General features: G+C 31.8%; 12 protein-coding genes. 11 read left to right on the forward strand and 1 reads right to left on the reverse strand.

The window, feature by feature from the left end:
• Positions 1 to 14: 14 nt before the first annotated feature.
• The 11 genes from CVS97_RS06250 (at position 15) to CVS97_RS06295 (ending at position 13811) form a co-directional block, all read left to right on the forward strand.
• The gene (locus tag CVS97_RS06250; protein ID WP_021090435.1) at positions 15 to 242 is read left to right on the forward strand and encodes a hypothetical protein; all 228 of its coding nucleotides are present in this window, start codon (positions 15 to 17) and stop codon (positions 240 to 242) included.
• Between the two features lie 27 nt (positions 243 to 269).
• On the forward strand, positions 270 to 962 hold the full coding sequence (locus CVS97_RS06255) for a tRNA 2-selenouridine synthase (protein ID WP_234401385.1): 693 nt from the start codon (positions 270 to 272) through the stop codon (positions 960 to 962).
• A gap of 36 nt (positions 963 to 998) precedes the next feature.
• Positions 999 to 1622 (forward strand): tRNA 2-selenouridine synthase, encoded by a 624-nt coding sequence (locus CVS97_RS06260; RefSeq protein WP_107785477.1) that lies wholly within the window; start codon positions 999 to 1001, stop codon positions 1620 to 1622.
• A complete protein-coding gene (locus tag CVS97_RS06265; RefSeq protein ID WP_107785478.1) occupies positions 1623 to 1760 on the forward strand; it encodes a diadenosine tetraphosphate hydrolase in 138 nt (45 codons plus the stop codon).
• Between the two features lie 147 nt (positions 1761 to 1907).
• A complete protein-coding gene (locus CVS97_RS06270; protein WP_107785479.1) occupies positions 1908 to 2543 on the forward strand; it encodes a tRNA 2-selenouridine synthase in 636 nt (211 codons plus the stop codon).
• Positions 2544 to 6056 (forward strand): Mbeg1-like protein, encoded by a 3513-nt coding sequence (locus tag CVS97_RS09240; protein WP_159070892.1) that lies wholly within the window; start codon positions 2544 to 2546, stop codon positions 6054 to 6056. It begins immediately after the preceding gene.
• 2 nt (positions 6057 to 6058) lie between these two features.
• Complete coding sequence (locus CVS97_RS06280) at positions 6059 to 9862, forward strand: hypothetical protein (protein WP_107785480.1); 3804 nt, start codon at positions 6059 to 6061, stop codon at positions 9860 to 9862.
• A gap of 3 nt (positions 9863 to 9865) precedes the next feature.
• Positions 9866 to 11218: a thioredoxin reductase gene (locus CVS97_RS06285; RefSeq protein ID WP_107785481.1), complete on the forward strand. Its 1353-nt coding sequence runs from the start codon at positions 9866 to 9868 to the stop codon at positions 11216 to 11218.
• A gap of 18 nt (positions 11219 to 11236) precedes the next feature.
• Complete coding sequence (locus CVS97_RS09245) at positions 11237 to 11386, forward strand: hypothetical protein (RefSeq protein ID WP_159071355.1); 150 nt, start codon at positions 11237 to 11239, stop codon at positions 11384 to 11386.
• 223 nt (positions 11387 to 11609) lie between these two features.
• A complete protein-coding gene (locus CVS97_RS06290) occupies positions 11610 to 12800 on the forward strand; it encodes a NifS family cysteine desulfurase (protein WP_107785482.1) in 1191 nt (396 codons plus the stop codon).
• Between the two features lie 18 nt (positions 12801 to 12818).
• The gene (locus CVS97_RS06295; RefSeq protein WP_021090546.1) at positions 12819 to 13811 is read left to right on the forward strand and encodes an iron-sulfur cluster assembly scaffold protein; all 993 of its coding nucleotides are present in this window, start codon (positions 12819 to 12821) and stop codon (positions 13809 to 13811) included.
• 30 nt (positions 13812 to 13841) lie between these two features.
• Here CVS97_RS06295 and miaA read toward each other — a convergent pair whose 3' ends face one another.
• Positions 13842 to 14717 (reverse strand): tRNA (adenosine(37)-N6)-dimethylallyltransferase MiaA, encoded by an 876-nt coding sequence (gene miaA / locus CVS97_RS06300; RefSeq protein ID WP_107785483.1) that lies wholly within the window; start codon positions 14715 to 14717, stop codon positions 13842 to 13844.
• Position 14718 lies beyond the last annotated feature (1 nt).

Below are 14718 nucleotides of genomic sequence, written 5' to 3' on the forward strand. Positions count from 1 at the left end.
AAAAAGGAGAGAAATTGGGAACTAAGATATTAAATTTCTTGTTTTCTTGGGGTTTTTTCGTTTTTGCTATCGCTCTTGGCGTAGCATTATGGTTTGCGATAAATTACGTGGATACATTTAGGCTTGAGTCAAGCTTTTATGATATCGGCGAGATATTTATGATGGCGGCTGTTTTTTGTATTGCTTTTTATGTGATCGCAGCAATATTTGTTATTCCTATTAGAGCGATCAAAAAATCTTAATCTTTCATCTAAGGACAAAATCCTTAGATGAACTCCTTGACTTCATTATGTAAAATTCTTAGATTTTTGATTATTTATTTTAAAAATTTATTTATGAAATTTACCGCATTTATATTACTACTTCTAACAAGTATATTCTTAATAGCTTGCTCAGCTAATCAAGCAAACAAAAAGATAAGTAACTCTGAACTAGAAAACTTAGCTAAACAATATGGTGGAGTATATATATTTGATGAGAAATTTGAGAAAGAGATAGAGAGAAGAGAAAAAGAAAGAAGCGATTATATGGATGATTTCTTTAAAAATAATAAAAGAAATTTTAAAAGAGCTGACCTAGAAATCATGGATCAAAAATTCCCTCAAACCCTCTCAAATGGTAAAAGATATTATGAAAATTCAACAGATTATGAAAACCAAACCAAAAAGAAAATAAAAATCCCAATAGAATATAAAGAAAAGGTTATAAATTTTATAGGTATAGATAATTACAACAAATATAAACTAGGTTTTGATCTGGGTTATTTTTGTATAGACAAAGAAGGCAATATCGAAGTAATAGATATGACAGTTGATTACTATATTGTAAAAACAGATTATGGATTATTTGGTGACGAAGGAAGAGGATTTAGCTTTAAACAAAATAGATATGTAAATATAAGCGGTGGAAACAAATTCATTCTAACAAACAACAAATTCATAAAAGCAAACAAGGACAAGTAAGTGCAAACTAAAATTTCAAACATAAAAGGATAACCAATGAAATTTCTAGCTATAACACTCTTACTTCTAACAAGTATATTTTTAATAGCTTGCTCAGCTAATCAAGCAAATAAAAAGATAAGTAACTCTGAACTAGAAAACTTAGCTAAACAATATGGTGGAGTATATATATTTGATGAGAAATTTGAGAAAGAGATAGAGAAAAGAGAAGCTGAGAGAAAAGAGTTAAGTAAAAAAATGAAAGGTAGAGATTTGGGTGATGGGCTTTACGCTATTGATCCAAAGCCTATTAATGAAAAACTTCCACGAATTCTCTCAAATGGTAAAAGATATTATACTCGTTGGATAGATTATGAAAACCAAACTGGCAAAGAAGCCAAAGTACCAGAAGTTTATATAAATAAGATAAAAGAATTTATCGGAGATGATTTTAGCAAACAAAGACCAGAATTGCTAATGCTTTATCTATATGAAGACAAAGATATGGCTATACCTGTAACGGTAAGAGTATCTTATACATATGTAAAGACCAGTTATGGTTTATATGGTGACGAAGGAAGGGGCTTTAAATTAAGTAAACAAAATTTTGTAACAAGAACTAGTAAAGATAGATTCATTCTAACAAACAACAAATTCATAAAAGCAAACAAGGACAAGTAAGTGCAAACTAAAAAATCAAATAAAGAGCTAATAAATTGCTTTAAAGACTATATTGATATAGCTGATGCAAGTTATGCAATGCTTCATAATGTATTTGAGAATGAAAGAAATGGACTTGATGAGATTTATGATAAATGAAGTAAGCTATAAAAATACCTGAAATAAATTTTTATCTGCATAATAAATTTTAATAAACCCCAAACAGCACATAATAAATTAATAATATTATAAATACAATAACAATAAAATATCTAAACTAAAATTTCAAACATAAAAGGATAATCAATGAAATTTCTAGCTATAACACTCTTACTTCTAACAAGTATATTTTTAATAGCTTGCTCAGCTAATCAAGCAAACAAAAAGATAAGTAACTCTGAACTAGAAAACTTAGCTAAACAATATGGTGGAATATATATATTTGATGAGAAATTTGAGAAAGAGATAGAGAGACAAGAACAAATAAGAGATAGTAAAAGAAAAGAAATTTTAGAGAGAATAAAGACAATACCTAATAAAAATGAAAGAAATCAAAAAATGAGAGAAATTTTAAAAACAGAGTTTTACGATAATCCAAAAATGGACCAAACCCTCTCAAATGGTAAACCGTATTTTCTAGGTGGAACATCTAGTAAAATTTCACAAAGTTGTTATGAAAAAATTTATAATTTCATAGGTCATGAGAATTTAAAAAAATATGAACCTTGGATATTTTCAAATTTATATTACAAAGATAAAGAGGATAATATAGTTCAAATTTCATGTACTGTAGTTTATGAAAGAGTAAAAACACAGTATGGCTTATTTGGAGATGAAGGTAGAGGATTTAGTTTTAAGAAAAACAGCTTTGAAAGTCTTGGTGGTGGAAACAAATTCATTCTAATAAACAATAAATTTATAAAAGCAAACAAGGACAAGTAAGTGCAAACTAAAAAATCAAATAAAGAGCTAATAAATTGCTTTAAAGACTATATTGATATAGCTGATGCAAGTTATGCAATGCTTCATAATGTATTTGAGAATGAAAGAAATGGACTTGATGAGCTTTATGATAAATTTGGTAAAGATAATGTCCCTGAAAACATTGTAAATTCTTATAGAGAAGATGAAAAGAAAAAGCCTATTTGGAGATATGCGGATGATATTACTTTAGGTGATAAGATTGACAAAAATAATGAAACAGATACATCACAAGCAAATAATAGAAATTTTGGCGATCCCACTGCTTATGCCCTTTGTATAGAAGCTAGATTTATGGCTGATAAAGTAGTTAAAAAGCCAGTTGGCAAAAATGGAGAGATAAAAGATATAAAAATAGATAATGATGTTAAAAATTTTATCTACTATGACAAAGATACAAAAGAGCAGAGATTGCTTGTTGGAAAAGATGAAATTTATAAACTCTCTCCTCGTACAAAACTTTTTGTTAATCGCTATGAGCTAGTAAAGCACATACCTAATCAAAAATCGGGTTTTAGCTCAACTATATTTTATGACACTCTTAAGTCAAACTATATAATAGGCTTTAGAGGAACAGAGATGAAAATAAATGATCTCTTAGATGATGCCTTTATGGCTATCACATCAAGAGCACTTATGCAAATATCTGCTTTAAAATCACTTCAATCCTCTATGCAAGAAGCTATAAATTCTCATAGTCAAAACTTAAGTGGTTTAGATAACACCACTAAAGACATCATTTTATCAGGTCACTCATTAGGTGGTCATCTAGCTCAAATATATGCAGTAACCTTTAAAGATAGCGGAGTAAGAGAACTTTATACTTATAACGCTCCAGGAATTTATGGTGGTATATTAGCTTCAGCTTTTACTTGGAGCTTAAGGCTTCTTAGCTTTGTGGCTAAAGCCATAGCAAAAGGTGCAAGATGGATAGCAAGAGTCATAGACAAAGATGGCTTTATAGGAAAGATGGTAGGTTCAGTCTTTAACAAGATAAAAGGTATGTTTGGCTTTAAGGATGATAAGAGCAGCGTAGATGAATACGTAGATGTAGTTAAAAATAATGAACAAGCTCAAAAGACTCTTGCAGATAAAAAAGTAAGCTCTAATATAAATAAGGCTAGCAAAGAAAAAGATATAGACATAGAGATACATCACGTAGAGAGCGTTAAACAAAGTATAAATAGAGATGAAGATAGCTTTTCAAAAGATGTAGCTGTTTTGATAGAACCTACCTTTTCGGTCATATCTGATCTAGGTTATAAGCTAGGCATAGATACAACTGGCGAAGTAAAGTATGAAAATACCGAGAATAGACACTTGGTGAATATATTAATTAGATCTCACTTTTTAAAAGAGAGCGTTTTGGTTTTATATATGTTGTGCTATCTTTTAGAAAACAAAGAAAATGAAGCCAAGATAGAGGGCAAAGATATAGCTGAAGCACTTGATTATCTAAATGAATATATCCAGTCGCTTAAATTTAAACTAAAATGCATAAGATCGAAGTTAAATTTGGATGTAAATATAGATGATATAAGTGATGCTTCTATGCTAGATACGCCTTTATATATCTTTTATGCTTATTTAAATCTCTTTTACGAATATGGCAAATTTAGTGATGAAAATTTTAAGCAAGATATGGTCGGGTATATAATAGAAAATTTAGGCAGCAACATAGATAAAAATAGCAACAAAGAGGCACATCTAGTAAAGATACTAGATATAGATGATCTAGATAAACTAGATGCGACAAAGATAGTAAGTGATGCTAGAGCTGGCGATATAGATATGCTAGTGGCTATTTGTGCTTTGAATTTATTTGTATTTGAAAAAAAGATAGATGTAAATGAGCTTGGTAAATACTTCTCTTATAGCAAAAACATCTATAAAAATATAACGATACTACGAGATAATAGAATAGATATAGCAGAGGCTAGCATCTTTGTAAAAGATAGAATAGATATGCTAAAGAGCATAATAAATCTAAAATATGCGGATCTAGCAAAACTAAAAGAAAATGAAAATTTTTTAGCTAGCATAGACTCTAAGGATATAAGCTCTAGCGATGAAGCCATAGTAATAGCTAATAATAAATCCGCTCAAAATAATGATGATGTAGCTTACAACAATAAAGTAGCAACCGATGATATAAAAGCTCTTATGAATGAGAGCGTGGGAAGTATCTTTTATAAAAACAACAATACTCTTAGTGTAAGTGCAGTAGATAAAAGTATAGTCGATGTTGAGGTATTAAAGGAGATATTTAAGCTAGATAGTAAAAATATGAATCAAAGAATATATCTAAACTCAGCTCTTTTATCTAAAGCCAATGAAGAGGAGGATTATCCACTTTATTTTAAAGATGAGAAATATAATAGTGACGAGAATATACCTCTAAATTTTACTCATCAGCCAAGAGATGAGGATAAAGATATAGGAAGGCTAAATGTTGCTTATAGAAATTCTCAAGCAAATATATTAAATTATTCACTATTAAATAAGAGTCTAAATATCGATCTAAAACCAATGAGCAAAAAGACTAAAGAGGCTCTTTCAAATTTAAATCAAAGGCAAAATTTACAAAAAGATAATCAATCTAAAGAAATTTCATCTACTGCGACTTCATGCCCTGTCATAGAGGATGACACTATCATTTGCCCACATGGTGGTCATGTGATCTTAAAAAGTAGGGCAGGTAGGAGCATAAGATCAGATGATCAAGGCGTGATACTCGATGTTGATTTTATAAACTCGCCGATAGTAGGCTGCTCAGCTAGGATTCCATGTGTCATAGTAGCTTATGTTCCAAGATCAGCACTTAGTCTAAAAAGCATGAATGATCACTACGCTGTAATGCAAGATCTAGTGCCAAACTGCCTAAGCAACACTGGCTCTTCGCTAAGGTGCATAAAAAAAGAGAATAAACTTAAACTAGAGCATAGTTTAAGTAATCCTAGTATGCAAGATAGTAGCGAAATAATAAAAGATATAAATTTAAATAATGCCTACATAAGGCTTCATATAAAATCAGCCCTTAATCAAACAGATAATCTTGCTGTTTGTATATATAAGCTAAATGATGTGGAATATAAAAACCAAGAGGGATTTAAAGAGGTGGAGCTAAATTTAGATGAAGGCTCTGATATAAAAGATAAGAAGCTAAAAGAGTATCTAAAGGCCCGATTTAGAGATGATAAATTTAGTATCTCATCGTTTAACTTCAAATACTCGCTTATGGATAAAAATTTTATTTTTATTACCCCTAAATATACTGAGTCTATCTATAAAGATATGACGCTTCCTAAGAGTGGAATAGGATTTTTTCAATTTGTAGATGATATTAGCGACGATAATAACCTTATCTATATTACGCCAAGTAAGGCAAAAATAGTATGTATAAAATTTGCTTGTGGGTTGGATAGTGAATATAGCGATGATATAAATATAATTAAAACAGTAGTGGTGGCATAACGATGAATGATATAAATATAACCTACTCTTGCGAAGAGAGTTTAAAAAAGATAAAAGAATACATAGCTGATGCAAAGAGCGTGACACTTTATACGTCTAGTTTAAACTATCTCTCTTCATATTCTGGCAATATAATTGCGGAGATTGTCTCTGATCTTATCTGTTGTAAAGGTAAAGATAAAGACATATCAATAATAACTGATTTTTATGTAGACAAAGAGAGCTTTAAAGATAGCAAACTAAATAGAGTAAGGGAGTTTAAATATAAAGGCATCCCGGTAAAAGTAGTTCATAAAAAAAGTGCTATTGATAAATTCTTTGAAAATTTAAGAGAAGGGCTTACTCCTTTACAAACAAAAATACATAATCAAGAGATATTGGATTTAGCTCAAGATGAGCATGATAGGGAGTTGCTAAAAGATGGTAATGAAGTAGAAGATAAACCGTCAAGTTTTTATCATATGTTTGAGCTTATTGTTTCTAATTATAATGAGGCTAAAAATATTTTAAGAGATTGTTTAAATACTCTAAAAAATGATCTACTAAATGACGCTAAATCATTGATAGCTAGCGAAGGATTAGACGAGGGCAAATTTGAAAGAAGCATAAAGGAGTGTTTTGATGAGCTAGATAAAAATTTAAAAGAGCTAAGCTCGGAAAATGGAGAATTTATAATAAAACAAATAGCTCTTTTTATATTAAGTCTAGTCGATATAACCGACCCAAAGGCCATAATAAAAAAATCAAATCTTGGTTTTGTGGCTTATGAGCTTGGAAAGATGGCGTATGCAATTCATGAATATGATAGCAATAGGGCATTTTACGGTGTATCCTTACCAATACTAAGTTTTTTTACATCTAGGTTTGCTTCTGTCGTAAATACTTTAAATATAAGTTCAAACTGCAATGTTTTGGTGTTCAAAAGTAATAAAAATTCTAGATCTGGTTTTTTCTTGGACTTTACTCACTTAAATTTAGACTACCGCCCTTTTAAATATAGCATTAACGAAAAAGAGACAAACTATAATACAGATGAAGGATATAGTGTATATGGATATTTAGATGATGTATCTGTATTTGATTACTCCAAAGAGGTTTGCTCTTATGATGTGGTAAATAAAAATTTAGGCTTTGGCTCGAGTGATGATACTTTATTTAGTAGATTAAAAGATGAGATAAAAAGTACAAATGCAAATTTAAATTTTATCTGTGCTTCAAATTTTAACTCTATAAAGTTAGCTAATCTAATAGCAGATAAATCCGATAAAAATAATACCTCAGTAAATGATGAGATGAATAGTAAAGACTTCTCAAATTTAAATAAAAACTACATTGTTCTTTCAAACTCTCCTTTTAGATCAAGTGCAGGATTAAGAGAGGAAGTTATTAGTAAAAGTCTTGATCAAACTATAAAAGATGATATAAATAGATCAAAAAGTAGCAACCTGGTAAAACAAAAATTTAGCGACATAAAGACTCTAAATCCAGTAAAAGACTATAGCAAATATAGTATAGATATAGATCAAAACAATGATAAATCAACTCTTTTACTAAATTTATCTCCATTTGCAAGGATAGAAAAAAGCTATATAGATAATATTGAAGAGAACAAAGAAAAATATAGTGAAAGCTATACAGAAGAAAATAGTAGCGATGCTTATGATTTTCAATTAAATAAATTAAAGTACGATGAGCTTTTTGATATAAATGTCTCTCATATAAATGCTTATGCAAAGCAACCAAAAGATATGGAAAAGATAAAAGAGAGTGAAAAAGAGTATATGGAAAAATCAACTCTAGCATTTAAAGCAGTCTTTGACAGAGTTAATAAAAATGTTAGTGATAGAATGAATTTCGAAGATGACTGCTACGATAAGATAGAAGCGATAAAAGAGTATGAGATATTAGGAGATATAGACTCTGTAAAAAGTGCCGTAAAAGAGATACTAGATGATCAGCCAACTCCGTACTACTCTCTTTTAGAAGTACTTTGCCTTGGCGTGGCTTACTTTATAATGACCAAAAGCTATTCAGGAGAGTTATTAAATAAATCTATAAAAAACTCCCGTGAATATATAAAAATAGATGATGAAGAGATAAGTACTATAAATGCAAATTCTTTTGTAAAATTAGGTGATAGTGATATAAGATTATTCTTTTATAAAGATAGTGCTAAAAGTAGCGGATTAAGCAAAAATGAGTATCTATGTATAGAAGAGATTAGTGATTATATGGATGGTGCAGGAAATACTAAGAATGTATATAGTATAAAAGAACTTTTAGAAGAAAATGATAGTAGCGTAAATACAAATATAAAAGATCCTTTACAAAGTGATCTAATGAAGCTTCTAATAGAGCAAGCCAATGATATAGATGAAAGCTGCAAGAAAGATAAAACTTTGATAAAAGAAGTGATAGCTTCTAAGGATAAAGACGTCTTAAAAAAAGCCATAGACTTAGAATATAAGGCTTATCATAATGATAGAGATATGGATAAAGAGGTAAGCTCTTTACTTGTAAAAACAGCCATTGAAGGATTATTCCCAATAGCAGGCTTTGCAAGTGAAGATGGCATATCTAAAATTTATGAGATGCTTAGCTCTTTTATATTTGAAAGGGATGCAAAGAAATTAAAAGATGCCTTTTTAGACGAGCTTGGAGTATTAAATTTAATAAAAAAACTATTTAGTGCAAAAAAGACTAAACAAATAGATGAATATTTTTTGTATATCACAAGATTAAAAACTACAAATATAGTACTTCAAAGATCAAAGCTAAATTTAATTTTGCAAGCCCAAAATACCTCTATGCTTTATAGAACGATAGAACATTTTAAACTAAATATATCTTACAGCGAGATAACGACATATACTTTTATGAGATACACATATAGCTTTAATATAAGAGATGTAGAGCTTATGAAAGAAGAAATCAAAGACTATACTAAAACTCTTGGTAAAGACATAGGTATCTCTATGATAACCGGTCTAATAGAACTTTATAAAACATCCTATGAAAAACTAGAAGAAAACTACAACGAAATAATGCATACAAGATATACATATAAATTTAATGAAGCTTACGCACTAAATAATATCTCATATAAACCTATGTCTATAAAAGAAGCTTATGATAAAAATAGCACAAATAGCTATTGCTACTATCCAGTAATGATCTATCAAAACTATATAAGCCTAAATTTAAATAGATTATTTCTAGGAGCTAATATAAGTAGTGGAGGACTAGACTATAACTCATTTATCTACTATGATATAAACAATAAACAAAGCAAACTCTCACATAACCTTGCTTCAAAACTAGCACTAAATAACCTTAGTACTTATCTATGCTTAGATGAGCTAAGAGGAGCTGGCAATGAAGTAGATGCAAACTACTTTAAATATGCAAGAAGCAGATATACAAACTCAGATGTAGAGATAAGGGAGTTAAATTTGGATGTGAAAGAGGAGAAAGAAATTTATGATATATACAATAAAGGCAATGGCCAAGATAGAATGAGCTTCTCTTATGCTATAAAAGACTATCAAAAGGCTGTTGAGATAATAAACAAATTTAAAAAAGGAATCTTTAACACCAGTGATGAAAACAATCACTCTAATCTCTCAAGAGATCTAATAAAAGCATTAGATACCATAGGCAACAATAATATTAAAGGGGTATATGTGGGGTGTAAAGATAATTATAAAAATGGAGAGTTAAACATTTCTAAGCCTATAATCCCTCCTCGCCTAATCGGTCGTCTAGCCACCACCATAGTAATGGAAGATGGCTTGTATATAGGATAAAAGATGAAGAAGATTATATTTACAGCTTTAGCTATCTTAGTAATAGCTATATCACTAATAGCAATAAATAAAAGAACGAATAAAGGAAATTTAATGGATAACAATAATACATATATAGTTATAGCTCCGAATGGAAATATGATCGAGATTGATAAGAAGACTAATTTAATAGCTTCTAAAAATATCAAAAATGATAGTGCATACTTAGAGGAAAAATCCCAAATGCTTATTCAAGCTCGCTCCATCCTAGACTCATCTCCATATAAAAACTATAAACCACTATACTATAACCCTAAACCAAATTCTTTAGGTCAAACAGACTATCTATCATTTAAGCCATGGCTAGATATTAGTTATAAACCAAGCTCAACTAAACTATCTCCTTGGACTAAATCAGAAAAAGCTTACTATGAAAGCTTAAAAGATAAGAGAGATAGATATATCTATCTAGTAAAAAGAAGTAATCTAAAATGTACTATGATAGATATTCCTGAAGATGCAATAGCTAGAGTAGATAGTAAAGGCAAACTAACCAAACCAGAATATGCTGAAATTTATGATGAAGTAAATGCTCACAAAGGCACATTAAAATCAATGCTCTTTTCTGCAGAGTGGGGAATATGTGCTGGGATACTTGGAGATCCTATGGGATTTTCACATGGAAATGAAGCAGGCTTTAAAGCAAGAGATTATCAAAGAATTTTCTTAGCAGCTCAATTAGGAGTAGTAAAAGCTTTAGATTTTTTAGGTGATCTATTTGAATACACTACTTATGATATAGGTCTAAACAAAAATTTACAAATGGCTAAAGAATTTAGAAAACTATTTACTAATCCTCCGCTAGATGAATATGGTATGATGCCTTATCTTGATGAAATAGTGGGAAGCTATTTCGTGATGGATTTTAATAGGGATAATTTAGTGGTTATACCAGATGGAGGCTTCTATGCTGGGCTTAGAGAACTTGTAGAAGATAAAGGTAAACTACTAGACCCTAGAGACCTAGATGCTAATGAGACTACAAGAAATGAATTTGATAACTTTATAAAGAAAGTTCTAGATGACAATAAAGAGGATTTTAAAGGTGGGTTTCCTGCAGAGTGGGATGAAAGAAGACTATCTCTTTACATCGACTCCACCATCCTAGAAGCCAAAATAATGTCCCTAACTCCACCTGAGGGCTATCCTAATGCACCATACTACAACACACCTGAAGAGCTAACAAGACTATATGAAGCAGGTAAATTAGACAAAAAGCTAAATCCTTTAATACCAGTAATGTATAGAGAAAGCTTTCCTGAAGATCTTAGGCAAAAGATACTAAGCTATGCAAAAGAGCATAATATAAAGGATTAAAGAATAAATTTAATATCTATGGCTCCAAACGGAGCCAAATTCAAAGACATAGGCATCTCTATGATGACCGGCCTAATAGAACTTTATAAAACCTCATATGAAAAACTAGAAGAAAACTACAACGAAATAATGTATGTAGGCAATATGTTTGTCACACTATTAACTTAAAAAAATAAATTAATTTTAAGAGATAATTAGACTTTTTTATAAGAAAAATCGCAAATAGCGATATATACAGATTTTGATAAAGAATTTCAATATATTTTAATATCAAAATGAGCTGAATTTTGAAAAAATTAAAGCATATTTTTAAACTTGCTTTTAACTTTTTTGTTATAATATCCCAACAAAAATAAAAAGGATATTTTTTATCCTAATTAAGGTTTTAAATTTGAGAGTATATTTAGACAATAACGCTACAACAATGGTTGATCCTGAAGCTTTTGAGCTTATGAAACCATATTTTTGTGAAAAATACGGCAATCCAAACTCGCTTCATAAATTTGGCTCTGAAACACATCCAGCTTTAAGAACAGCACTAGATCAGCTCTATGCCGGACTAAATGCAAAAGATAGCGATGATATCGTCGTTACCTCATGCGCGACTGAGAGCAATAACTGGGTAGTAAAAGGCATCTACTTTGACAAAATAGCAACTGGCGAGAAAAAGCGTATCGTAACAACCGCAGTTGAGCATCCAGCTATTTTGGCAACTTGTAAATTTTTAGAAAAATATGGCGTAGAGCTTACTGTTTTAGATGTAAATAACGATGGTATAGTTGCACCAGAACAGCTAAGAGCTGTAATGGATGAGAATGTAGCACTTGTTTCTATAATGAGTGCAAATAACGAAACCGGCATGATCTTTCCTATAAAAGAGCTTGCTAGTATCGCTCATGAATATGGGGCTTTATTCCACACGGATGCGGTTCAAGCAGTTGGTAAGATAAAGATAAATGTTCAAGACCTTGACGTTGATTTTTTAAGCTTTTCTGCGCATAAATTTCACGGACCAAAGGGTGTTGGAGCACTATTTATAAAAAATAGTATGCCACTAAGTAGCTTGCTTCATGGCGGCGAGCATATGGGCGGACGCAGAAGCGGCACGCTTGATGTTCCTGGCATCATCGGCATGGGTAAAGCACTTGAACTGGCAAATAAATTTATGGATTATGAGCACTCTCATGTTCGCCGTTTGCGTGATAAGCTTGAAGATGCAATTTTAAAAATTCCTGACGTTAGCGTTGTAGGAAAAAAAGAACAACGTGTGCCAAATACCATTTTGGCTTCTATAAAAGGCGTTGAAGGCGAAGCTATGCTTTGGGATCTAAATAAAGCTGGCATCGCAGCTTCAACTGGCTCAGCATGTGCAAGTGAAACATTAGAGAGTAACCCAATAATGGAGGCTATAGGGGCAGATAAAGAGCTAGCTCACACCGCACTTAGACTATCTCTTTCTAGATTTAATACAGAAGAAGAGATTGATTATGCGATCGAGCACATAACAAAAGCAGTAAATAGACTAAGAGGCATCTCTAGTACATTTGCCTACGCCCCAGAATGGCATAAGAGTGGATTATAAAATTTAAAGGAAAATAACATGGCAAAGAATAATTTGATCGGAGGCTCTATCTGGGATGAGTATTCTAAGGTAGTGCAAGATAGGATGAATAATCCTAAATTTATGGGAGAGATAACCGAAGAAGATGCTAAAAAGGCAAACGCAAAGCTTATTGTGGCTGACTTTGGTGCAGAAAGCTGCGGTGATGCGGTTAGGCTATACTGGCTTGTTGATGAAAAGACAGACAAAATAATAGATGCTAAATTTAAAAGCTTTGGCTGTGGCACAGCGATAGCTAGTTCTGATACGATGGCTGAGCTTTGTATCGGAAAAACAGTCGATGAAGCTGTCAAGATCACAAACCTTGATGTAGAAAAAGCTATGCGCGACAATCCAGATACGCCAGCAGTCCCACCTCAAAAGATGCACTGCTCTGTTATGGCGTATGACGTTATAAAAGCAGCTGCGGCAAGCTATAAGGGCATAGACCCAGAGCATTTTGAAGATGAGATCATCGTTTGCGAGTGCGCTAGGGTAAGCCTTGGTACGATTAAAGAAGTGATAAGACTAAATGACCTTCACACGGTTGAAGAGATCACGCAGTACACCAAAGCTGGTGCATTTTGCAAGTCTTGCGTAAAGCCTGGTGGCCATGAAAAAAGAGAATATTATTTGGTGGATATTTTGCGTGATACTAGGGCTGAGATGGAGCGTGAGAAGATCGAAGCTCAGGCAAATGCCCAAGCAAATCACACTTTAGGCGACATTAGCTTTGAAAATATGACGATGGTAGGGCAGTTAAAAGCGGTAGAGTCTGTCATAGATAAAGAAATTCGCCCAATGCTCGAGATGGATGGTGGAAATCTAGAAATTTTAGATATTAGAAATGATAACGGCGAAAATACTGATATTTACATACGCTATCTTGGTGCTTGCTCAGGCTGTGCAAGTGGCTCAACTGGCACTCTTTACGCGATTGAAAATGTCTTGCAAGAGAGCTTAAGCCCAAAAATTAGGGTTATGCCTATTTGATTTTATTGACTAGCCCTTGTGGGCTAGTTTTTATTCTCTTAAAAATTTTAAAATTTCACTTCTAATTTGATCCAAATCACCCACGAATTTTTTTTCAAACTGCGAGCGATTAAAGGTTCGCTGACGTTTTGCTAACTGAGCCGTATGCGTAGTTATGAGCTCTTCAAGCTCGTTTTGAGAAATTTCTTTATCTAAAAATTGCTTGCACTCTTTTAAACCTATTGATTTTAGGGGTTTTGGCTCACTTTTGTATTTATCAAATAAAAATTTTGCCTCATCTATGAGCCCAGCTTCAAGCATGCCTTTTGTTCTCTTTTTGATGCGTTTTCTAAGCTCATCTTTATCCCATAAAATTTCAAATATCGCTAGCTCTTTTATGATGCTCTCTTTAGTATTTTCTCTTAGCCAAATGCTTGGGATTTGGTTACTAAAATTATAAATTTGATACCACTTTTCGAGGCGATAAGAGTCATTTTGACTAAATTTACTTGCAAACTCAGGATCGATTTTTATAGCTAGCTCATAAATTTCTTCATTGCTTAAATTTGGCTCACATTTTGGCACATCTGGTGCAAGTCCGCTAAGCATTGATTTTAGATAAAATCCGCTACCTCCTGTAATGATGAGTGGGCAGTCTTGTAAGCGTGCAAAATCCTTTGCATTTTTATAAATTTCAAAAAATGCCCCAACGCTAAATTCTTCATCAGGATAAATTTCATCTACACCAAAGTGCTTTATAGTTTCAAGCTGTTCTTTATTTGGCTTTGCACTGACGATATCTATCTCTTTATAAAGTGCAAGCGAATCAAGACTTAAGATGACGCCATTAAGCTCCTTTGCAAGCTCAAATGCAAGATCGCTTTTGCCGCTTGCTGTGGTGCCAATTATTGCAAATTCTTTAAACAAG

The sequence above is a fragment of the Campylobacter concisus genome, assembly GCF_003049735.1.
GTDB classification, from domain to species: domain Bacteria; phylum Campylobacterota; class Campylobacteria; order Campylobacterales; family Campylobacteraceae; genus Campylobacter_A; species Campylobacter_A concisus_AN.

Coding starts and splice junctions, on each gene's coding strand:
- CVS97_RS06255 (WP_234401385.1), top strand. CDS start 270: ATGAACTCCTTGACTTCATTATGTAAAATTCTTAGATTTTTGATTATT.
- CVS97_RS06260 (WP_107785477.1), top strand. CDS start 999: ATGAAATTTCTAGCTATAACACTCTTACTTCTAACAAGTATATTTTTA.
- CVS97_RS06270 (WP_107785479.1), top strand. CDS start 1,908: ATGAAATTTCTAGCTATAACACTCTTACTTCTAACAAGTATATTTTTA.
- CVS97_RS06280 (WP_107785480.1), top strand. CDS start 6,059: ATGAATGATATAAATATAACCTACTCTTGCGAAGAGAGTTTAAAAAAG.
- CVS97_RS06285 (WP_107785481.1), top strand. CDS start 9,866: ATGAAGAAGATTATATTTACAGCTTTAGCTATCTTAGTAATAGCTATA.
- CVS97_RS09245 (WP_159071355.1), top strand. CDS start 11,237: ATGGCTCCAAACGGAGCCAAATTCAAAGACATAGGCATCTCTATGATG.
- CVS97_RS06295 (WP_021090546.1), top strand. CDS start 12,819: ATGGCAAAGAATAATTTGATCGGAGGCTCTATCTGGGATGAGTATTCT.